Consider the following 19,959-nt stretch of genomic DNA (forward strand, 5'->3'; position numbering starts at 1 on the left):
AGGCGCTCCTCGTACTACCTCGTTTCCCAGGCCTTCGCTCAGCGTTTCCGCTGTGCTTCTCGGCTCCGGGTCGGTGTCCGTGTCGCTCTGACTTGGATAAAGTTACGCGGCGGAAAACGCTACGTCAAATCGCCAAGAAGCGGAGGCATCTTCCCAGGTCAGAGCGTTGCGCCGACCTGGGAAACCGGCTCGAATTACACAGATGTGACTCAGGACACCAAGATCTTTAAGCGCGCGCCCGCAGTACGCCTGCGAAGTTGCGCTTTCCCCTCCGCAGCACCAGCCACCGTCCGTGCAGGTAGTCGGCATCGGAGGGGGTCCATTCCAGATCCGAGATGCGCTCGTTGTTCACCGAAGCGCCGCCTTCGTTCACCGCACGACGCGCGGCTCCACGGCTCTCACTCAGTCCGGATGCCACCAGAAGATCGACGATTGTGCTCGGCTCCCCGGCGACAACCTCGGCGACCGCGCCGTCGATGGCTGCTTCCCGCAGCGCGGCGGCCAACGTCGCCTCGTCCAACTCACGCAGATCCGCTCGACCGAACAGTGCCTGGCTCGCCAACTGCACGGCACGGGTGTGCGCCTCACCGTGCACCAGGGTCGTCATCTCCTCGGCGAGCTTGCGCTGCGCCTCCCTGGCATGTGGACGTTCGATTGTCGCGGTCTCCAGCTCGGCCAGCTCCTCCTCGGACAAGAAGGTGAACCAGCGCAGGTAGCGAACGACGTCGGCGTCGGCGGTGTTGACGAAGTACTGGTACCAGGCGTAGGGGCTGGTCATCTCGGGGTCGAGCCACAAGCTGCCGCCACCGGTCGACTTGCCGAACTTCTTGCCGTCGGCCGAGGTCACCAGCGGCACGGTCAGAGCGTGCACCGATGCGCTGTCGACCCTGCGGTTCAGTTCCACGCCCGCGATGATGTTGCCCCACTGGTCGGATCCGCCGACCTGCAGTGTGCAGTCGTAGTCGCGGCGCAGCTGCAGGTAGTCGTTGGCCTGCAACAGCATGTAGCTGAACTCGGTGTAGGAGATGCCTTCGCCGTCCAGGCGGCGCTTGATGGTGTCGCGGGCCAGCATGACGTTCACCGAGAAGTGCTTGCCGACATCACGCAGGAAGTCGACGGTCGACAGGTTGCCGGTCCATTCCATGTTGTTGACGATGACCGCGCCGGTCGGTGAATCGTCCAGGTCGACGAAACGCTCGAGCTGGGAACGGATCCGCTCGGCCCAGTCCGCCACGGTGTCGGACGAGTTCATGGTCCGTTCGCCGACGTCACGCGGATCGCCGATGAGGCCGGTGGCGCCGCCCGCCAACACGATCGGCCGATGGCCTGCCCGCTGGAAACGACGCAGCGCGAGCAGCGGCACCAAGTGTCCGGCGTGCAGGCTCGGGCCGGTGGGATCGAAGCCCGCATAGAGGGTCAGGCGGTCGGCGGCCAGCGCCGAGCGCAGGGCATCCAGGTCGGTGGACTGTGCGATCAGTCCGCGCCAGGTCAGTTCATCGATGATGTCGCCGCTCACGCTGTCCCATCTTTCCGCACGGATCTCGACGACCCGCGTTCGCCTCAGTCTCGCCGGGGCATGCCACGCAGGTCGAGTGGATTTCGCGGGCGCGCTGTACTCGGACGACAGTGATCGACGGGCCTCGGTCCGCCGATCACTGTCGGATGTTCAGTCGGTCGAGTCGGGTTCTGTTCAGCGGGTCAGCAGAGCTCGCAGGGCCCCGATGCTGTCGCGGCGGTTCCATGCGATCCACCCGAATACCCCGCACAGAACCAGCGGGAAGATCGCGTCGGCTGCCGCGCCGAGCAGAAGGGCCTGGGTCGCGGCGGCGCACACCATCGTGAGCGACAGGCCGGCCGCGGCGGACCCGGACAGTCGCGGGATCAGCAGGCCGAGGCCGCCTGCGAGCTCGACGACGCCGGTCACGTAGCGGAACCACTGACCCCAACCGATCTCCGCGTACACCTCGACGGCGTAGCGCTGCCCGACGAGCTTCGGTGCGGCCGAGGCGATGATGAAGAACAGGCTGAATACGACCTGCAATGTCCAGAGGGTGATGTTGCGCGCCCGGCTGGGCGCGACGGCGGACGGGACAGGGTGGGCGATGGTGGTCATCGGGGCGTCCTTTGTCGGCGGCTTCGCGTCGGGTGGCGCGCTCACCAGATAAGACGGCGGTCACCGCAGAGACTCATCGCTCCCGCCAGAATCGCCAGTACCTGGATTATGTCGGGTCGAGGGCCGCAACCGGCGCGGACGCGATGTGTGAGGAACCGCCGGTCAACGATGTGATCCGGGTCTGGAGCCCGTCTCGATCTGCGGTGCACGTGGACTGCGGCGGTATACCGAAACAGCCGTCGAGGCAGGCAGCCAGAATCGCCACGCTTGTTCGGCGGCCATCCTGACGCCGACGCGCGGCCCGCTGGCGATCTCAGCTGGGCTCAGTGCGCCTGCCAATTCCAGCCGGATCGGCGAGGTCGGGTCGAACAGTGGAGTTCCGTAGTCGCCCAACGTGATTCCGAGCGCGCTACCGAGATTGCCCGGTCCCTTCGCCAGGTCGGCGTCGCTGCGTGCGGTCGTGCGGCGCGCGCGTGCTGTCTGCAGCCCGGCCAGTACTTCGCCCGATCGGATCAGCACCGCGCTCGCGGTCCCGTCGGGCCCGCTCGTCACGTTGACGCAGGTGTGCATGCCGTAGCTGAGGTACACATACAGCACCCCGGCAGGCCCGAACATCACCGCGTTGCGCTTGGTCCGCCCGCGCCCGGAGTGTGATGCGAGGTCCGGCCACGGCCCGGTCGGATCCCCGCCATACGCCTCCACCTCGACGATCCGCACCCCTACCGGCCCCGACCAGAGGGTCGCACCGAGCAATCGGCGGGCGGCGGCGGGCGGTTCCACAGCGAGTTCATCGGCACACACAGCGGTCATTGTCCCGAACCGAGTCGGTTCGCACAGTCCGCGACCCCGTCCCCGACCAACACCACACTCCGGCGATCGTGCTTCAGCCCCGGACGGATTCGGGTGCGCGGGCTAGAGGTAAGCGCTGTGCTGGCCGGTGCGCAGGGTGACCAGATCGTCGGTGATCACGGCGATGTAGGCGACGCCGACGAGCGCGGCGAGTTGAGCCCATGCCACCCATGCGACGCCGATCGGGATCGTCGCCGCGACCGCCGCAGCTGCGACGAGGCGGTACCACGAGCGCGGCAGACCTAGGGCACGGCGGAAGAAGAACTGCCCGAGGAAGTACAGGGCGACACCACCGGAGAGCGCGGCCGCGGTGGCGACGGAGGCGACCTCATTGCCGTGCGCGATGCTCATCTTGATACCCGCCGCGGTCACGATGACGCCGATCAGCAGCGGATAGAGCGCGTAGCCGTAGGCGAGGACGGCAGCGGTAGAGCGCTGCCGTTCAGGTACCTCCCCGAGCGCGTGTTCGCCACGTTCGTCATCGATGCCGAAGTAGGCCCACCACAGCACATAGGCCAGTGCCAGACCGAGCGCGACATTCGCGACCAGAGCAACGGTTAATTTCTCTCCCGCCAGTCCGGCGCCGATGGCGACGACGGACTCGCCGATGGCAACGATGACGACCAGACCGTGCCGCTCGCAGAAGTGACTTGCCCTGACCACGAAGTTGCCGGTGTCGACCAGGTACGGGCTGAGGACCTGGACCGCAAAGGCCAGTGCCCAACACAGGTATTGGGCCCAGTCGTGCACGAAACCACCGGCCAGCACCAGCCCGGCGGCGAGCGCGTTCAGCGGCGCGATCCGCTTGATGGCGATCGTCGCGGAGGCGCCGCCGCTCGAATAGAACATCGCTGTGTGCACGGTATTCACCAGGAAGTAGCCGAGGCCGAAGGCGATGCCGGTGCCGTGGAAGGCATCCGGGATTGCCAGCGCGAGCACGAAGAATCCGAACATTCCGAGCAGCAACCAGGTCCGCCGGGACGAACTGCTCGGCGCCACTTCGTTGGTGAGCCAGACGTAGCCGCTGTACATCCACCAGATGACACCGAACAGCAGTGCCACCTGAGCCAGCGCCTGCCAGCCGGGGTGATGGGTGTACACATGGGTCAATTGGGTGATGGTGAAGACGAAGACGAGGTCGAAGAAGAGCTCCAGCGTCGAAGCCCGAACTTGTCCCCCCTCCACATTCGTATCGGTGGTCTCGCTGGTCACTGCAAGATCGTAAGGCGACTGGCGGTTTTCCGCCGTCCGTACCTCAGCCGAGGGTATCGGTACCCATATACAGCCCCTTGAGCTTGTGCGGGTTGACCTGGAAGCGGAGGTTCTGGATCCGGCCGCCGACGATGTCATAGGTGAAGGCGGCGCCAGGGTTTCCATCGAAAAGAGCGAGGGCGCCGAGTTCGCCGTTGATATCGGCGGATTCGAGGGCGAAACCGGCCGCGACCGGTTTGGCCAACACACCGAGGATCCAGCGGGCCACATGGTCGGGACCGTGCAGTGGACGCCGCGCCGCGGTCACCACGCCGCCGCCGTCGGACCACGCGGTCACATCGGGGGCCAGCAGATCCATCAACGCATTGAGGTCACCACCCGAGCACGCGGCCATGAATTGGTCGGTGATGTGCGCCCGCTCGACCTTGTCGGTGTCGAACCGCGGACGACGGGACTGCACGTGCGTCCTGGCCCGGTGCGCGATCTGACGGACCGTGCTCTCGGGCTTGTCGAGGGTCTCGGCGATTTCGGCGTGCGAGTAGCCGAAGACCTCACGCAGCAGGAAAACGGCCCGTTCGACCGGACTCAAGGTTTCCAGGACCACCAGCATCGCGGTGGCGACGGTGTCGGCCAATTCGGTCTCCTCCGCGATGTTCGGCGAGGTCAGCAGGGGCTCGGGAAGCCAAGGGCCGATGTAGGTTTCGCGAGTGGCTTTGGCGGAGGTCAGGCGGTTCAACGACAGATTGGTGACCGTGCGGACCAGATAGGACTTGGGATGCTGAACGGTCGACTGATCGGTGTCGTTCCACTTCAACCAGGTGTCCTGGAGGATATCCTCCGCATCGGTGACGGTGCCCAGCATCCGGTAGGCGGTGGCGAACAGCAGCCGCCGATGTTCGATGAAGGGATCCTGCGCCGGCGTTCGGTCAACCATCGACGGTTCCGCCTCCCGAGTATTCAAGCTGTACAAGTCAGGTGAACCTACCGCCCGCCACGAGGGTGTGCGGCGGGCGGGATGTGTGCCGTCATGCTGTCGCACGGGTGGCTTTGCCGCCCTTGGACAGCTGCACCGACATCGTCATCTTCTTGCTCATCTTGAAGGTCGGTATCGGGCTGCTGCTGACGGTCTCCTTGTAGAGCACCGCGGCACGACCGGCCAGGTAGAACCGGCCCGCGGTGTCGTCGGCCTGGGTGAATTGGATGACCGCGTCCCTACGTCCCAGGCTGACCGGCTGGTGGAAGTAGCCGAAACGGAACGGCTCGACCTTCTTGCCGCGCAATGTCCGCGCGATGGCGTCGGCGGTGTATGCGGCGGTCGGCAGGCCGGACTGGCAGGTGCCGTGGATCTGGCCCCAGGCCTGGCGCACCGCGGCAGCGTCGCCGATGGCGTGAATATTCGGGTGCGACACCGACCGCAGGGTCGGGTCGACCACAATCAGACCGCGAGCGTCGGTTTCGATGCCCGCCCGGGCGGCCAGTGCAGAGACGCGGACACCGGTGGTCCACAGCGTCAGATCCGCGGGAACCAGTTCGCCGTTGGCCAGTTCGACCGCGTCCGGCAGGACCTTGGTGACGGCATTGCCGATCTCACGTGCGACACCGAGCCGATCCAGCGCCTTGTTCAGGTAGGCGCGTGCCTTCACGCCCATCATGGCGCCGGGCTCGGTGCTGCTGATCAGTGTGACCTTCAACCTCGGGTGATTCTCGGCGATTTCGGCCGCGGCCTCGATGCCGGTCAGGCCGCCGCCACAGACCGCGACGGTGCCGTCGGCGGCTTCGGCCGCCGCGAGGTGTTCGGAGAAACGGTGGGCGGTGCGGGGATCGTTCAGGGTCCAGGAGTGGTCGGCGGCGCCGGGGACGGTGGTGGTATCGGTGCTGCTGCCGAGGGCGTAGACCAGGGTGTCATAGTGCAGCGCCGTGGTGTCGTCGACGATGACCCGCTGTCCGACCGTGTCGATGGCCGTGGCCCAGCCCTGCACGAATTCGACGCCGGTGCCCGCCAACAGGACCGGGATCCGGTGGTCGGCCAATTCCTGGCCTGCCGCGATCTGGTGCATCCGCAGCCGCTCGATGAACCGGGCGGACGGGTTGACCAGGGTGATCTCGGTGTCGAGTTTGCGCGTCCGCCTGGCCAGCCGCACGGCGGCGAGCATGCCGGTGTAGCCGGCGCCGAGGATGACGATCCGCTGCGTGTTCATGGCGTTTCTCCCATGGTCGGTGTCACCGATTCGGGGTTCGTTGGTTGGTGACGACCATGGGACAAACAACGGCCGCGGAACGTGACAGACGCGCATTGTGATCCATGCCACATCGTCGACATGGGCTCGAAAACGGCTGCTACCAGATCGAATGCGGAGGCAGCTACAGCAGATCACACCGCGGAGGACCGAATCCGACGCCCGCATCAACTCTTGCCGAGCGCCTCCTTGCGGATCAGTTGCAGCAGGCTCGGGTTTTCGGTCGTCGTGACGACCCCGACGATCTTGCGTACGAATCGGTCGTCGTCGACCAGCCGGAGCAGACTCGCCGCCAGATCGATGCGCGCGGTGTAACGACTGTCGGCATGCCCCTCGACCATCGTGTAATCCGTCCCGGCGGGCAGTTCGTACAGCCCGCCGGGACGCACGATCGTCCACTCGAGATCGCTGGCCCGCAGCAGCGTTTCCATTCGCCGCATGTCGTCGTAGAGCGTCTTGCCCATGACCCGCACGATGTAGGGCTGCAGCACCCGGTTGAAGACGAACCCGGCATCGGAGTAGGGCTTCGGGTCGACCGCACTGGATGAGACCACCCCGATGCGACGCACGCCGTGGCGATGCATGGCGGCCACGATGTTGCCGACCCCGGTGGAGTAGGTGGTGATCACCTCTTTGCCGTAGGGCACCCCGAGCGTGGACAGCACGACATCCGCGCCCGCGACGGCCGCGTCGACCGAATCCGGTTGGTGGACATCGCCCCCGAAGACGGTGAGCCGCTCGTGGGCGATCGGGAATTCGGCAGGCCGCCGCGTGACGGCGACGACGTCGTGGCCGATGCCGAGGGCCTGGCCGGTCAACAGCCGGCCAGTGGGGCCGTTGGCCCCGAAGACGGTGATGCGCATGGTGGATTTCCTTCTGCAGTTGTTCGGCAGGCCTCCGGCACTCGTTCATCCGAACGCCGTATCATATGAGAACCATATCATCTATTTTGAAAGTCATACAATATGAATGACGTAACAAAGGCGGATGCGCGGCGACATCGACAGTCGGCACGTGCGGTCAAAGAGTCGCTTCGCGACCTGAATATCCAACTGTCGCTGCTGAATCGGCAGTTCGGAGCCAGGGTCGAACTCAAGGACGCCGACTGGAATTGCCTCGACCTCATCAACCGACACGGCCCGCTCAGCCCTGGCGCGCTGGCGAAACTCGCCGGCCTGCACCCGGCAACCATGACCGGCGTGCTCGATCGGCTCCAACGCGGCGGCTGGATCACCCGCGAACGCAACCCCGACGCCACCGATCGCCGCGCCGTCACCGTGCGCGCGACCCGCGACCGCAATCCGGAGATCTATCGCATGCTCTCCGGCATGAACACCCGCATGGACGAGCTCTGCGAGCGGTACAGCGACGCCCAACTGGCGGTGATCGCGGACTTTCTGCGCCGCACCGCCGAGGCAGGACGCGACGCGACGACCGAGCTCGCCGACGACTGACTCAGGACGAATCAACTTGCGGTTCAACGGCTGGCGCGCGACGAGGCACCGGCGCGCCGCGGCTCGGTGGTGAGTGAAAAGACGATCATCGACGAGATCCTTGCGTTCGATGATCACGCACCGCCCGGACCAGTCGCGTCGGGAGTGGATCGAAAAGGGGGCCCATTTCCTGCGCACCGGCGCGGTGATCTGCGACGGGAATGCCTCGGACACAGTGGAATCCGAGCACACAGGCCTGCGTGGGTGGCTCGACATCGCCCAATCGGCGGGTAGCAGGCATCGGGAATCAGGGGTGCGGTCAGGGGTGAAATGGGGACGCTCCCTGATGCGTCCTGGTGGTTCGGATTCCTACTGTCGGTGCATGTCTTCGGTTCCTCGACCGCACTGGTGGCGGCGGTTGCTCATCGGCGTCGTCACCTTCGCGGCGGTCCTCGTGCTCGCGGTCGGCGGCGGCGTCACTTGGGTGTATGTCAATGCGGTCGTCTCCACGGTCGACAAGGTCGAATTCGAGAACGAGCTGGCAATTCCGCCGCTGGCGCAGTCGCAGCTGCGGCCGGATGGCACCCGAGTGTTCGAGCTCGATATGCGTTCGGGCGAAAGGAATTCCGGGCCGGACAGGCAACCGACACGTGGGGATTCAACGGCGACTACCTCGGCCCGACGTTGCGGGCGAAGCGTGGCGAAAAGGTCGAGGTCCGAATCCGCAATTCGCTATCGGAAGCCTCCACCGTGCACTGGCACGGCATGCACCTACCCGCGGCGATGGACGGCGGCCCGCACCAGATGGTGGCGGCGGGGGCGACGTGGACGCCACAGTGGACGATTGATCAGCCCGCCGCGACGCTCTGGTATCACCCGCACCCACACGGCACGACCGAGCAGCATGTGCGGCGCGGACTGGCGGGGATGTTCCTGCTCGACGACGAGATCTCCGAATCTCTGTCGCTGCCGAGCAATTACGGCATCGACGATCTGCCGGTCATCGTGCAGGACGTGAAATTTCGTGGGGCCGTGCTCGATTCGGAACATGCCATCTTCCGTGACGTCGGGTTCCTCGGTGATCAGACGATGGTGAACGGCACCCTGACGCCATACCGCAATGTCGGCGACGAACTCGTCCGGCTCCGATTGCTCAACGCCTCCCCCGCACGCGTCTACACCTTCGGCTTCGCCGACAACCGCTCGTTCTCCCTCGTCGCCACCGACGGCGGACTGATGGAACGCCCCGCCGTGCTCGACCGGCTGCAGCTCTCGCCGGGCGAGCGGGCCGAGATCGTGGTGCGGGTACGTCCGGGCGAGCGCACGGTGCTGCGCAGCAACAAGCTCGACGCCGGACTCGATTCTGGAACGGCAGGTTCGCAGGCGGCGACGACGCGTTCGACGTACTCGAATTGCGGGCGGCCGCCGCGCTGCGCCCGTCGCCCGAACTGCCTGCGACAGTGGCGCATCCGTCCACCCCGGATGGTTCCGATTCGGTACAGGAACGTCGCTTCGAGCTGAACCTGAGCGGGATCAACGGCCAGAAGATGGCGATGGACCGAATCGACCTGACCGTCACACGAGGCACTACCGAAACCTGGATCGTGCACAACAACGACGGGATGCCGCACAATTTCCACGTCCACGATGTCCAGTACCGAGTGCTGGAACTCGACGGCGCGCCGCCGCCCGCGGCACTGACCGGACCGAAGGACACCGTCTTCCTGCCGCCCGACGCCACCGCGAAACTCGCTATGCGGTTCGACGGACCCGCCGATCCGAACTCGCCGTACATGTATCACTGCCATCTGCTGTGGCACGAGGACCAGGGCATGATGGGCCAGTTTGTCGTGGTCGACCCAGGACAATCCGCAGGCAGGCCATCGTCACATCACGGCCACTGATCCCAGGCACGTACCCGGGATTCCGCGAGCAGGCCAGACACGCGTGGCGACATGCCGGGCTGTGCGAACGACCAGCCGTTGCCTCTTGTCCGGACGTCGCCCTCGCGCTAAATTCATCACACAGTGAATTCAACACTCGATGAATTGAGGCGTCCCATGATGGACCTGCACTCATCCCCCGCCGTCGACATCAGGAACCTGACGGTGAACCGCGGCGGCCGCGAAGTTCTGCACGATGTCTCACTGGCGATTCCGCGCGGCTCCATCACCGGACTGCTCGGGCCCTCCGGCTGCGGCAAGACCACACTCATGCGCAGCATCGTGGGCACCCAGATCGTGGAATCCGGAGAAATCTCGGCGCTGGGGCTGCCCGCGGGCTCCAGAGAACTCTGCCACCGAATCGGCTATGTGACACAGGCACCGAGCATCTACTCCGACATCAGCGTTCGCGAGAACGTGGCGTACTTCGCCGCGCTGTACGGCCGCGACCGCGATGCCACCGATACGGCCATTACGGCGGTCGGGTTGCTCGAAAACGCACACCAGCGCGGCGACGAACTCTCCGGCGGACAGCAGACCCGCGCCTCACTGGCCTGTGCGCTGGTCGCCCAGCCGGACATGCTCGTGCTCGACGAACCGACCGTCGGCCTCGATCCCGTACTGCGCGTGGATCTGTGGAAGCAGTTCCGCGAGCTGGCCGCCGCGGGAACGACGCTTCTGGTGTCCAGCCATGTGATGGACGAGGCCGAACACTGCGACCAGCTGCTGCTGATGCGCGAAGGCAAACTGCTCGCGCAACTGAGCCCGGACGAACTGCGCGCCAGAACCGACGAACAGAACCTCGAACAAGCCTTCCTCTCCTTGATCACGATGGGACCGAAGTCATGAGCGCCGTCATGGATACCACCGCGCGCCGGACGCCCACCCTGCGTCCCTATGTCGCGACGACCTCCCGCATCCTGCGCCAACTACGCAACGACCACCGCACCGTCGCCATGATTCTCGTGGTGCCCGCGCTGCTGATGACGTTGCTGTACTTCATCTACAAGGACACCCCGCAGAACCCGCTCAACCCCGTGCCACTGTTCGACCGCGTCGGCATCAGCATGCTCGGCATCCTGCCGTTCATCGTGATGTTCCTGATCACCGCCATCGCCATGCAGCGCGAACGCACCTCGGGCACGCTGGAACGACTGCTCACCACGCCACTGTCGAAGATCGATCTGCTGGCCGGATACGGCTCGGCGTTCTCGGTGGCTGCGGCCGCGCAGGCCGCGGTGGCGTGCCTGGTCTCTTTCGGGTTGCTCGGGCTCAACGCGGCAGGCAGCCCAGGCTGGGTGGTGCTGATCGCGATGGTCGACGCGGTATGCGGGGTCGCGCTCGGCTTGTTGGCAAGCGCCTTCGCGCGTACCGAATTCCAGGCAGTGCAGTTCATGCCCGTGGTAGTCGCGCCGCAGATCTTTCTGTGCGGCTTGCTCGTTCCGCGCGGACAGCTGCCCGGCTGGTTGGAAGCGATCAGCAATGTGATGCCGCTGAGCTATGCGGTCGATGCGCTGCAACAGGTTTCGAGCCATCCCGAGGCAACCACCGCGATGTGGCGCGATCTCGCCGTGGTCGCCGGATTCGCGGTAGTGGCGCTATGCCTCGGGGCGGCAACCCTACGGCGGCGAACCCCGTAATGCCACGTAACGTGGCAGCGGGTGATGGGACGACGGAAGGCGATGGCGTGACGGCTGCCAACGGAACTACGGCAGGCAATGGCGAGCGCGCCACCCGCACCGGACGCAGACCTGGACAGTCCGGCGCTCGCGAGGCGATTCTGACCTCGGCCCGGGCCCGGTTCGCCGAGGTCGGTTTCGACAAGACCTCGATCCGTGCCGTGGCCACCGACGCCGGGGTCGATCCGGCACTCGTGCACCACTATTTCGGGACCAAGCAGCAGCTGTTCGCCGCGGTGGTCGAACTGCCGGTAGACCCGGAGGCCACGCTGGGCATCATCGAAGGTGCGCCGCTGGACCAGCTCGGCGCGACCATCCTGCACGCCGTGGTGAGCGTCTGGGATTCCCCTGCCGGTCCCGGGGTGGTCGCGGCGGTACGGAGCATGCTCGGCGGCGGCGATATCTCGCTGGCGAGGTCGTTCGTGCTCGACATCGTGCTCGAACGAGTCCGACTGCGGATCGCGGCCCCGGACGACGACGGCCGCGCCCGTGTCGCCCTAGTCGCCACGCAGATGATCGGCGTGCTGGTCGCGCGCAAGATCCTGGAAGTGGAGCCGGTCGCCTCCATGCCCATCCCGGAATTGGTCGCCGCCGTCGGACCCACCCTCCAGCGCTACCTCACCGGCGAAATAGATCTCGCCACACCGTAATTCCGCAAGGCAGCGATCCGTCGACCGGAATACCGCTGGGACAGAGGGGAATCGGCGCACGGTTCCGGTGGCAACGCTGCGGGGCGTGCCACCGGGTCGGCGCCTGTCAGGCGTCGGCGTGCTGAGCGGTGAACGCGGCGTGCTCGGCATCGGTGACGTCGCGCGCCTCGTCGATGAGCAGCACCGGAATGCCGTTCTCGATGGGGTAGGCCCGGCGCAGACGCGGGTTGTAGAGCGCGGTGACGCCCTTGTCATCGCGGACCAACAGCAGCGGACCCTTGTCCTGCGGGCAGGCGAGCAGACTCAACAGGGTGGCGTCCAAGGCGGTTTCCTCCGGCATGATCGATAACTTACCCGTCGCCTACAACTGCTCCGCACCGGAACCGGTCGACGGCGACAATGCCACCGGTTCCCGGCGGAACGAGATATAACGATGGCCGAAGAAACTCGCGATCGCGACGATCCCCATCACGACGACCGCCGCGGGCTTGTCGGGAAAACCCAGCACCGAGACGGCCAGTTCCAGTAGCACGATATTCAGCAGCAGCCCACCGGAATTCACCGCGACGAAGCGTAGGAAATCACGGACGACGTGGCCGCGCACCCGGAACACCAGAGTGCGGTGCAGCACGAACGCGATCACGATGCTGATGCCGTAGGCCGCGACCACCGCCACCGACGGCGGCACATCAGGGCCGAGCACGGCGAGCCAGGCTACCGTCAGCGTCATGCCCAATGCGGTGTTGAAGCCGCCGACCACCGCGAAGGCGAGCTCCTGCCTGCGCACCAGGCGCAGCAGGGGTCCGGGATCCTCGGTTCCCGTCGCCCCGGCGTGGGCTCCGGCCTCGCCCGCGCTCACCGGCTCGCGCCGACCAGGTCGGGTTCCGGCGCCGGACGGTCAGCGCTCAGCGGCACCGAGGTCCCGCCGCCCGGCTCGTCATCACGACGTCGGGTACGCACCGACAGCCACTGCATAGCACCTGCCCCGAGCAATCCGAGCAGCATCGCGCCGACGCCGAGCTTCCAGCCGGGCGGGCGCCAGGTCAACTCCAGGTCCGCGTTCTTGGTTCCTGCCGGAATATCCACGGCGACAAAAGTTTTCGCGACCACCGTGAACGGGACCTCACGACCGTTGAGCGTGGCGCGATAGCCCGGCCAGCCGAGTCTGGCGAACACAACTCGTCCGCCCTGCTCCGAGCTCACCCGCACCCCACTGGTCGAATCCGACTCCGAAACCGAGGTCGCGGTGCCGCCCGTGACGGCGGCGACACGGCCGTTTCTGGTCGACAACGGCCCGTTGTCGCGCTCGAGCACCGCGATGTACTTCTCGTGCCCTGGGTAGTCGACCCACCGCCAGCCGGTCGGCGCGGGCTGGTTGCGCGCATCCGGGTACAGCGCCTTCTGCAGCACCACCCGGTCAACCTTCATCAGATCGACGATGGTCTTGCCGGTGGACGGCTCGGTGGCGAAGGCGCGACGGTAGGCGTCGGGGCAGACGCTGGTATCCCATCGCATGCAGAGCATCTCGCCGAACCAGAAATGGCCGTTGGGGGTGTAGCCGCTGACATAGGTCAGCTCGAGGTCCTTGGCGTAGTTGCCGAAGACCAGCGACCCATAGGCCCCCTGCAGAGTCCGTTCGCCTGGCTGGATCAGTCCGCGGTCCGCGAGTTGCAGGGTAGTGCCCGCGAAATCGGGGAAGGCGGCCTTCATCTCGGACCGATTCTGCGGCAGGTTCCAACTCATCGGCGTCGGCTGCGCCGCGTGCACCTGGAGGAACGCGATCGGGAACACCGAGACGATGACCAGCACACAGGCCGCGGCCGTACCGCGGCGCACACCGAGCCACACCACAGCCGCTCCCAGGGCCGCGATGCCGAGAGCCGCGACCGCATGCCACACCACCCGGTCCGGCGCTGCCGAGAACGACCGCAACCACAGCAGCCCGATCAGCACCGCCGCCGCGATGCCGCGTCTGCGCCGATCGGCGAAAGTCCCATAGCGCCCGAGCAGCACGCACACCAACACCAGCAGCCCGAGAGCCAGCATCGGCAGCACGCGGGCAGGCCAGCGCAACGGGCCGATGGTGCCCGGTCCCGCGGTCCACATCAGCGCCATGATCGCCACGAGCGCGATGGCGGTGAACTCACGCCAGTTCTCGCGCGCCTTACGCCAGTCGATGAAGGCCAGCGCCGGGAACAGGAACCAGGCGATATAAACCACCGGCATCGGCTGCACGTAACCCCACCAGGAGCTGTACGCGGGCAGCGTGCTCGGCAGACTGGCATTGAGCGACTCCGACCACGGCACCGTCAGGAACTGGTCGTTGTTGATCTGCGCGGTCCCGCGCCAGGTCACCTTCGCCGAGAGCATGCTCGGCAGATAGGTCGCCACACCGGCCACCGCCGCGGCACCCGCCACCGCGAGCAGTCGCACCGACGGCAGCCACTTGCGTTGGTAGACCGCCTCGCCGACGGCCACGGCACCGATCATCAGACCGGCCTCTACGGCGGGAAAGATGTACTGGACCGAAATCGCCAGATACAGGAAGACGAAGGTCGGGATGGGCCCGCTGCGACCACGCGCATAACGCACACCCGAAGCCCAGGCGTGCACCAGCCACGCGGTGCCGGTGAACGCGGTGTACCAGCTGGCCTCGTCGAAGAACAGCAGCCACCCGGTGAAGGGAATCGCGATGCCGGCAACCGCGGCCCACGGCAGCTTCGCGCCGTATTCCACGCAGATCCGATAGACGCCGAGCCCGAGAACGATCGCGAAGATCAGCTTGATCACCGTGGTGTAGACCGCGACATCGGCGACCGAGGGCGCGATCAGATCGATCAGCAGCTGCGGCGGATTCAGCAGACCCGCCTCCTCGATGGTGTAGTTGCCCGCCATCCAATGCTCGGGAACCATCATGGGGAACTGCCCGTCGCGCAGCTGACGGCCGAGCATGACCCACAGCGGCGCGTATTGCGACTCGCTGTCGTCGGTGTAGAAGTGCCGGACGTTCGCCAACAGCACCGCACCGTATCCCGCAATCACACCGAGTGCGGTTATGAGACCCCACCTGTACACGTCCCGCCGGGCGGGGGCGCTACTTTCCACCACGAGTTCCAGACCCTACAGCCCGCCGCGGGGAGCAGCGGAATGCGCACCGTGAGCCGGCCGCTTCCCGCGCCGGGACCAGCGCGCCCCTGGGCGTACCGGTCACCGGATGCGGGTCAGCGTTCACGAAACAACGTCCGCCAGTTCGCGTTCGGGCTCACCGGTGGCGCGGTCGTCGGCCGACACGGCGGCGTCACGACGCCGCGACCGCACATACAGCCACTGCAACACGCCGACGCCGAGCATCCCGGCCGCCATTGCCGCGATACCGACCTTCCACCCCGGAGGGCGCCAGGTCAGGACCAACTCCGCGTCGCGGGTACCTGCCGGGACATCCACGGCGACGAAGCTTTTCGCGACCACATCGATCCGGATCGGCTCGCCGTTCAGGGTGACCCGGTAGCCCGGCCAGCCGAGCCGCGCGAACACCACGCGACCGCCGTCGGCCGAGGACACCCGCACCCGGCTAGTGGTGCCGGTCTCGGAAATCGACGTCGCCGTCGCGTTCTTCGCGGCCGCGACCCGGCCGTTCACCGTCGAGATCGGGCCGTCCACCCGCTCGAGCACCGAGATATAGCGCTCGTGGCCGGGGTAGTCCACCCACTTCCAGCCCTCGGGAGCGGGCTGGTCGCGAGCATCGGGGAACAGCGCTCGTTGCAGCACCACCCGGTCCAGCTTCATCAGATCGACAAGCTGTCGTCCGGTGGTCGGCTCAGCGGCGAACATCCTGCGGTAGGCGTCCGGGCAGACGCTGCTGTCCCAGCGCATGCACAGCAGCTCGCCGAAGTAGAAGTGACCCGTCGGCGTGTAGCCGTTGACGTAGGACAGGTCGAGCGATTTGGCGTAGTTGCCGAAAACGAGGGAACCGTAAGCGCCTTCGAGGCTCTTGTCCGCCGGTTGCAACAGCCCGCGCTCGGCGAGCTGGATCGTGTTGCCGGGGAAGTCGGGGAACGCGGCGGCGGCCGCGGAGCGGTTGGTCGGCAGATTCCATGTCATCGGGGTCGGCTGCGCGGCCCTGACCTGGAAGTAGGCGATCGGGAACATCGCGAATATGGTCAACGCGCACGCCGCGGCCACCCCCTTGGTGCGATCGAGCCACACCACCACCGCGCCGAGCGCCGCGATCGCGGCGGCGGCGAGCACATGCCAGATCACGCCGTGCGGGTCGGCCGAGAAGGATCGCACCCACAGCAGCCCGATCAGGACTCCGGCAGCGACGCCGCGATTCTTCAGGTCTCGCACCGTGCCGTAGCGCCCGAGCAGCACGCACACCAGCACCAGCAGGCCGATGGCGAGCATCGGTAGCACCCGCACCGGCCAGCGCAGCGGACCGATCGAACCCGGTCCGGCGGCCCACATCAGCATCAGGACCGAGAAGATCGCGACCGCGCTGAGCTCCCGCCAGCTTTCCTTGGCGCGTTGCCAGTCGATGAACGCAAGCGCCGGGATCAGGAACCAGGCGATGTAGGTAACCGGCATCGGCTGCACATAACCCCACCAGGAGGTGAAGGCAGGCATCGAACTCGGCAGGCTGGCGTTGAGCGACTCCGACCATGGCACCGTGAGGAACTGGTCGTTGATGATCTGCGAGCTGCCGCGCCAGGTCACCTTCGCCGACAGCATGCTCGGCAGGAAGGTGAGCAGACCCGCGAGACCGGCGCACGCTCCCGCGACGGTCAGCCGCGCGACCGGCTGCCACCGGCGTTGGTGGACAAGCTCGCCCACCGCCACGGCCAACAGCATGATCGCGGCTTCCACCGCGGGGAAGATGTACTGCGTGGAGATGGTCAGATACAGAAAGACGAAGACCGGAATCGGTCCACCGGTGCCGCGCGTGTAGCGCACCGACGACGCCCAGGCGTGCACCAGCCACGCGGTGCCGGTGAGCGCGGTCATCCAGCTGGCCTCGTCGAAGAACAGGAAGAAACCCGACAGCGGGAACGCGACCCCCGCCGCCGCCGACCACGCGGGCCGACCGCCGTAGGCCAGGCAGATCCGATACACCCCGAGTGCGGTGATGACGGCGAAGATCAATTTGACGACGGTCGCGTATAACGCCATGTTGTCGACCGACGGCGCGATCAGATCGATCAGCAGCTGCGGCGGATTGAACAGCCCCGCATCGTCCATCGTGTTGTTGCCCGACATCCACCGCTCGGGCACCAGCACCGGGAAGGTGCCCTCACGCAACGACCGGCCGAGGCCGATCCACAACCCGGTGTACTGGGATTCGGTGTCGTCGGTATAGAAGTGCCGGACGTTGGCGAGCAGTACCGCGATGTACCCCGCGACCGCCCCGATCGCGGTGATGGTTCCCCAGCGGTACACGTCTCGTCGCGAATCGAGCGCTGCACTATCCGTCACGAGTTCCAGACCCTACCGTGCGCGGTGCCGCTTGGCATCGGTCGCAGAAGCCGAAACCCGCACCGTGCTAGAGTTCTGGACGGCTCGGGCTCTGCTGTCCAGCGGGGAGTACCGGCACGCACCGTTAGCGAAAGTCGATCCAGCTGATGCCGATTCCCACTACTTCTACGCCCCGCACCGACGCTGCAGCGCCGAACGGCAAACCCCACGCCGATGCGGGCAGCGCGCACACTGTGTCCGTCGTCGTACCGATTTATCGGGGCGAGGACACCATCGGTGGGCTGGTCGCCGAATTGCACCAGCTGACCGCTCCCACCGAGACGCCCGGCGGCGCCGTCTTCACGATCGACGAGATCATCCTGGTGCACGACCACGGGCCGGATCGGTCCGATGTGGTGCTGCAAGAGCTCGAGCAGACCTACCCCGAGGTGCGCACCGTCTGGCTGAGTCGCAATTTCGGCCAGGACGCCGCGACGATCGCGGGTATGTCGGCCGCCCGCGGCAACTGGATCGTCACCATGGACGAGGATGGACAGCACGACCCTCGATTCATCGGCACCTTCCTGGACGCGGCCCTCGCCGAGCGCGCCGATCTGGTCTATTCGAGGCCGATCAACACCCGCCCGCACGGTTTCCTGCGCAATCTCACCTCGCGCGGCGCGAAGATCGTGCTCGCCACGGTGTTCGCGTTCCCGGATTCCACCCGGTTCGAGAGCTACCGGCTCATCCGCGGCGCCATCGGCCGCCAGCTCGCCGAGGTCGCCTCCAACGGCGTCTATCTGGATGTCGCGCTGACCTGGGTGGTCGGCACCGTCGCCCAGGTGCCGGTCGAGCTGCGTGCCGAGGGCCGCGAGGAGTCCGGCTACAACTACCGGCGGCTGTTCTCGCTGTTCTGGAAGATGGTGCTGTGCAGCGGTACTCGCGGTCTGCGGCTGGTCAGCCTGCTCGGTGTCACGTTGGCGCTCGCCGGTGGTGTGATGGCGGCCTTCGTCGTCTACGAAGCGCTCACCGCCGAAAACTGGGCGCCTGAGGGCTGGGCCTCGATCATCGTGGTGTTGCTGCTGGTGTCCGGCGCGACCCTGTTCTCCCTCGGCCTGATCGCCGAATACCTCGGCGTCGCTTTGCATATCCTCGTAGGCAAACCGCTCTACCTGACCGTCGACACGCCGACGCCGCGCCCGGCGGATACCCGGGAACCGTCCATGACCGCCGCCAACAGGGGGATCGACCGGCTTGAGCACTGATCGCGTCATCTTCAGCCGCCCGTTCCGGGCACGCCGCGAATTGGCCAATCTTGAGGCCGTGCTCGGCTCCGATCACAGCCACGGCGACGGGCAGTTCACCGCCACCGCCACCGCCAAGCTGAAGACCATCACCGCCGCGCCGCACGCGCTGCTGACCACCTCGTGCACCTCCGCGCTGGAGATGGCGGGCCTGCTGTTGGAGCTCGGCCCGGACGACGAAGTGATCGTGCCGAGCTTCGCGTTCACCTCCACCGCGACCTCGATGGCACTGCGCGGGGCCACCTGCGTGTTCGCCGACATCGACCCGGAGACCGGCAATGTGGACCCGGACTCCGTCGCCGCGGCGGTCACCGAGCGGACCAAAGCCGTTGTCGTCATCCACTACGGTGGCGTCGCCGCCGAGATGGACCGGCTGCTCGCCCTGGCCGACGCGCACGGGTTCGCCATCGTCGAGGACAACGCGCACGGCCTCGGTGCCAGCTGGCGCGGCCGTCCGCTGGGCACGATCGGTAGCCTCGGCACGCTGAGTTTCCACGACACCAAGAACGTGCATTGCGGTGAGGGCGGCGCACTGCTGCTCACCGACGAGATCCTGATGGCGCGCGCCGAGATCATCCGGGAGAAGGGCACCGACCGCGCCCGCTTCCTGCGCGGCGCGGTGGACAAGTACTCCTGGCAGGACATCGGCTCGAGCTATCTGCCCAGCGAGTTGAACGCGGCGGTGCTGGACGCGCAGCTGGACGAATTCGACACCATCCAGGCCGGACGGCACCGGGTGTGGGACGCCTATGCTGCGGCGCTGCCGGAGTGGGCGCGCCGCAACGACGTTCGCCTGATGAACGTGCCCGACGACCGCGCACACACCGCGCACCTGTACTACCTGCGCACCCCCACCGAGGAACGCCGCGACGACTTGATCGCGCACCTGGGCGCACGCGGCATCTCGGCGCCGTTCCACTATGTGCCGCTGGATTCCAGCCCCGCCGGTCTCAAGCTGGGCCGGACCCCGCAGCCGTGCGTGCGCAGCGCCGAGTTCTCCGGAACCATCGTTCGGCTGCCGCTGTGGCCCGATCTCACCGACGAGCAGGTGGCCCGCGTCGTCGACGCCGTCACCGCGTTCACGGTCTGAT

At 66.6% G+C, this 19,959-nt stretch carries 19 protein-coding genes; 8 read left to right on the top strand and 11 right to left on the bottom strand.

Annotated features, from left to right (window positions below):
- Positions 1-226: 226 nt before the first annotated feature.
- The 7 genes from tyrS to AB0M74_RS31575 all read right to left on the bottom strand — a co-directional run bounded on the left by tyrS (position 227) and on the right by AB0M74_RS31575 (position 7,274).
- Complete coding sequence (gene tyrS / locus AB0M74_RS31545; protein WP_366529955.1) at positions 227-1,516, bottom strand: tyrosine--tRNA ligase; 1,290 nt, start codon at positions 1,514-1,516, stop codon at positions 227-229.
- Positions 1,517-1,690: 174 nt separating this feature from the next.
- Positions 1,691-2,113 (bottom strand): DoxX family protein, encoded by a 423-nt coding sequence (locus AB0M74_RS31550; RefSeq protein WP_366529956.1) that lies wholly within the window; start codon positions 2,111-2,113, stop codon positions 1,691-1,693.
- A 162-nt stretch (positions 2,114-2,275) separates the two neighbouring features.
- Positions 2,276-2,923 (bottom strand): DNA-3-methyladenine glycosylase, encoded by a 648-nt coding sequence (locus tag AB0M74_RS31555; RefSeq protein ID WP_366529957.1) that lies wholly within the window; start codon positions 2,921-2,923, stop codon positions 2,276-2,278.
- Between the two features lie 102 nt (positions 2,924-3,025).
- Positions 3,026-4,174, bottom strand: coding sequence for a low temperature requirement protein A (locus AB0M74_RS31560; protein ID WP_366529958.1), 1,149 nt, complete (start codon positions 4,172-4,174; stop codon positions 3,026-3,028).
- Between the two features lie 43 nt (positions 4,175-4,217).
- Complete coding sequence (locus AB0M74_RS31565) at positions 4,218-5,108, bottom strand: RNA polymerase sigma-70 factor (RefSeq protein WP_366529959.1); 891 nt, start codon at positions 5,106-5,108, stop codon at positions 4,218-4,220.
- A 91-nt stretch (positions 5,109-5,199) separates the two neighbouring features.
- Complete coding sequence (locus AB0M74_RS31570; protein WP_366529960.1) at positions 5,200-6,372, bottom strand: FAD-dependent oxidoreductase; 1,173 nt, start codon at positions 6,370-6,372, stop codon at positions 5,200-5,202.
- A 206-nt stretch (positions 6,373-6,578) separates the two neighbouring features.
- Positions 6,579-7,274 carry an NAD(P)H-binding protein gene (locus AB0M74_RS31575; RefSeq protein WP_366529961.1) on the bottom strand — a complete coding sequence of 232 codons (696 nt, stop codon included), beginning with the start codon at positions 7,272-7,274 and terminating at the stop codon, positions 6,579-6,581.
- A gap of 102 nt (positions 7,275-7,376) precedes the next feature.
- Between AB0M74_RS31575 and AB0M74_RS31580 the strand changes: the two genes are divergently transcribed.
- The 6 genes from AB0M74_RS31580 to AB0M74_RS31605 all read left to right on the top strand — a co-directional run bounded on the left by AB0M74_RS31580 (position 7,377) and on the right by AB0M74_RS31605 (position 12,116).
- Positions 7,377-7,865: a MarR family transcriptional regulator gene (locus tag AB0M74_RS31580; protein ID WP_366529962.1), complete on the top strand. Its 489-nt coding sequence runs from the start codon at positions 7,377-7,379 to the stop codon at positions 7,863-7,865.
- A 663-nt stretch (positions 7,866-8,528) separates the two neighbouring features.
- Positions 8,529-9,365, top strand: coding sequence for a multicopper oxidase domain-containing protein (locus tag AB0M74_RS31585; protein ID WP_366529963.1), 837 nt, complete (start codon positions 8,529-8,531; stop codon positions 9,363-9,365).
- A 32-nt stretch (positions 9,366-9,397) separates the two neighbouring features.
- Positions 9,398-9,748, top strand: a complete 351-nt coding sequence (locus AB0M74_RS31590) for a multicopper oxidase domain-containing protein (RefSeq protein WP_366529964.1) — start codon at positions 9,398-9,400, stop codon at positions 9,746-9,748.
- Positions 9,749-9,904: 156 nt separating this feature from the next.
- Positions 9,905-10,636, top strand: a complete 732-nt coding sequence (locus AB0M74_RS31595) for an ABC transporter ATP-binding protein (protein WP_366529965.1) — start codon at positions 9,905-9,907, stop codon at positions 10,634-10,636.
- The gene (locus tag AB0M74_RS31600) at positions 10,633-11,427 is read left to right on the top strand and encodes an ABC transporter permease (protein WP_366529966.1); all 795 of its coding nucleotides are present in this window, start codon (positions 10,633-10,635) and stop codon (positions 11,425-11,427) included. The genes AB0M74_RS31595 and AB0M74_RS31600 overlap by 4 nt, the downstream gene beginning before the upstream one ends.
- 47 nt (positions 11,428-11,474) lie before the next feature.
- The gene (locus AB0M74_RS31605; protein ID WP_366529967.1) at positions 11,475-12,116 is read left to right on the top strand and encodes a TetR family transcriptional regulator; all 642 of its coding nucleotides are present in this window, start codon (positions 11,475-11,477) and stop codon (positions 12,114-12,116) included.
- A gap of 106 nt (positions 12,117-12,222) precedes the next feature.
- On the opposite strand, the gene AB0M74_RS31610 is transcribed toward AB0M74_RS31605, so the two are convergent.
- From AB0M74_RS31610 to AB0M74_RS31625, 4 genes are all read right to left on the bottom strand, one after another.
- Positions 12,223-12,456 carry a Trm112 family protein gene (locus tag AB0M74_RS31610; protein ID WP_366529968.1) on the bottom strand — a complete coding sequence of 78 codons (234 nt, stop codon included), beginning with the start codon at positions 12,454-12,456 and terminating at the stop codon, positions 12,223-12,225.
- Positions 12,457-12,477: 21 nt separating this feature from the next.
- The gene (locus tag AB0M74_RS31615) at positions 12,478-12,975 is read right to left on the bottom strand and encodes a GtrA family protein (protein ID WP_366529969.1); all 498 of its coding nucleotides are present in this window, start codon (positions 12,973-12,975) and stop codon (positions 12,478-12,480) included.
- On the bottom strand, positions 12,972-15,191 hold the full coding sequence (locus AB0M74_RS31620; RefSeq protein ID WP_366530015.1) for a hypothetical protein: 2,220 nt from the start codon (positions 15,189-15,191) through the stop codon (positions 12,972-12,974). Before AB0M74_RS31620 ends, AB0M74_RS31615 begins: the two co-directional genes overlap by 4 nt.
- A gap of 153 nt (positions 15,192-15,344) precedes the next feature.
- Positions 15,345-17,549, bottom strand: a complete 2,205-nt coding sequence (locus tag AB0M74_RS31625) for a hypothetical protein (RefSeq protein WP_366530016.1) — start codon at positions 17,547-17,549, stop codon at positions 15,345-15,347.
- A 182-nt stretch (positions 17,550-17,731) separates the two neighbouring features.
- On the opposite strand from AB0M74_RS31625, the gene AB0M74_RS31630 reads away from it, so the two are divergent.
- Complete coding sequence (locus AB0M74_RS31630; RefSeq protein ID WP_366529970.1) at positions 17,732-18,829, top strand: glycosyltransferase; 1,098 nt, start codon at positions 17,732-17,734, stop codon at positions 18,827-18,829.
- On the top strand, positions 18,819-19,958 hold the full coding sequence (gene rffA / locus AB0M74_RS31635; protein WP_366529971.1) for a dTDP-4-amino-4,6-dideoxygalactose transaminase: 1,140 nt from the start codon (positions 18,819-18,821) through the stop codon (positions 19,956-19,958). The genes AB0M74_RS31630 and rffA overlap by 11 nt, the downstream gene beginning before the upstream one ends.
- Position 19,959: the final 1 nt, after the last annotated feature.

This window comes from Nocardia sp. NPDC051463 (assembly GCF_040681975.1).
Lineage (GTDB): Bacteria > Actinomycetota > Actinomycetes > Mycobacteriales > Mycobacteriaceae > Nocardia.

Bases quoted from the DNA above. Each gene is read 5' to 3' on its own strand.
- AB0M74_RS31550 (WP_366529956.1), bottom strand. From the start codon at position 2,113: ATGACCACCATCGCCCACCCTGTCCCGTCCGCCGTCGCGCCCAGCCGG.
- AB0M74_RS31555 (WP_366529957.1), bottom strand. From the start codon at position 2,923: ATGACCGCTGTGTGTGCCGATGAACTCGCTGTGGAACCGCCCGCCGCC.
- AB0M74_RS31565 (WP_366529959.1), bottom strand. From the start codon at position 5,108: ATGGTTGACCGAACGCCGGCGCAGGATCCCTTCATCGAACATCGGCGG.
- AB0M74_RS31570 (WP_366529960.1), bottom strand. From the start codon at position 6,372: ATGAACACGCAGCGGATCGTCATCCTCGGCGCCGGCTACACCGGCATG.
- AB0M74_RS31575 (WP_366529961.1), bottom strand. From the start codon at position 7,274: ATGCGCATCACCGTCTTCGGGGCCAACGGCCCCACTGGCCGGCTGTTG.
- AB0M74_RS31580 (WP_366529962.1), top strand. From the start codon at position 7,377: ATGAATGACGTAACAAAGGCGGATGCGCGGCGACATCGACAGTCGGCA.
- AB0M74_RS31590 (WP_366529964.1), top strand. From the start codon at position 9,398: ATGGACCGAATCGACCTGACCGTCACACGAGGCACTACCGAAACCTGG.
- AB0M74_RS31595 (WP_366529965.1), top strand. From the start codon at position 9,905: ATGATGGACCTGCACTCATCCCCCGCCGTCGACATCAGGAACCTGACG.
- AB0M74_RS31600 (WP_366529966.1), top strand. From the start codon at position 10,633: ATGAGCGCCGTCATGGATACCACCGCGCGCCGGACGCCCACCCTGCGT.
- AB0M74_RS31610 (WP_366529968.1), bottom strand. From the start codon at position 12,456: ATGCCGGAGGAAACCGCCTTGGACGCCACCCTGTTGAGTCTGCTCGCC.
- AB0M74_RS31630 (WP_366529970.1), top strand. From the start codon at position 17,732: ATGCCGATTCCCACTACTTCTACGCCCCGCACCGACGCTGCAGCGCCG.